The organism is Lysobacter humi (ex Lee et al. 2017) (genome assembly GCF_054781815.1).
Genome location: NZ_BAAGTR010000017.1, coordinates 1 through 949, shown reverse-complemented (window position 1 = coordinate 949; position 949 = coordinate 1). Strand labels below are relative to the sequence as shown.

At 66.9% G+C, this 949-nt stretch carries 1 protein-coding gene; it reads right to left on the bottom strand.

Annotated features, from left to right (window positions below):
- A partial coding sequence (gene tuf / locus ACYVJJ_RS15070) for an elongation factor Tu (protein ID WP_460834856.1) occupies positions 1–949 on the bottom strand: 949 nt, incomplete at both ends.

Genomic DNA, 949 nt, shown 5'->3' with positions numbered 1-949 from the left:
CGCCCGGCATCACCATCTCCACGCCCTCGGGCAGGGTGACGGCACCGGTGATGTCCGTGGTGCGGAAGTAGAACTGCGGACGGTAGCCCTTGAAGAACGGGGTGTGACGGCCGCCCTCGTCCTTCGACAGCACGTACACCTCGGCCTCGAACTCGGTGTGCGGGGTGATCGAACCCGGCTTGCACAGCACCTGGCCACGCTCGACGTCGTCACGCTTCGTGCCGCGCAGCAGCAGGCCCGCGTTGTCGCCCGCCTGGCCCTGGTCCAGCAGCTTGCGGAACATCTCGACGCCGGTGACCGTCGTCTTCTGCGTCGGGCGGATACCGACGATCTCGATTTCGTCGCCGACCTTGATGATGCCGCGCTCGATGCGGCCCGTGACCACCGTGCCGCGACCGGAGATCGAGAACACGTCCTCGACCGGCATCAGGAACGGCTTGTCCACGTCACGCTGCGGCTCCGGGATCCAGCTGTCGAGCGCGTCGACCAGCTTGATGATCGCCGGCACGCCGATCTCCGACTGGTCGCCTTCCAGCGCCAGACGGGCCGAACCCGCGATGATCGGGGTGTCGTCGCCCGGGAAGTCGTACTTCGAAAGCAGCTCGCGCACTTCCATCTCGACCAGCTCGAGCAGCTCGGCGTCGTCCACCATGTCGGCCTTGTTCAGGAACACGACGATGTACGGCACGCCGACCTGGCGCGAGAGCAGGATGTGCTCACGCGTCTGCGGCATCGGGCCGTCCGCGGCCGAGCACACCAGGATCGCGCCGTCCATCTGCGCCGCACCCGTGATCATGTTCTTCACGTAGTCGGCGTGGCCCGGGCAGTCGACGTGCGCGTAGTGACGCGCGGCCGATTCGTACTCCACGTGCGCCGTCGAGATCGTGATGCCGCGCGCCTTCTCTTCCGGAGCCGCGTCGATCTGGTCGTAACCCTTGAACTCGCCACC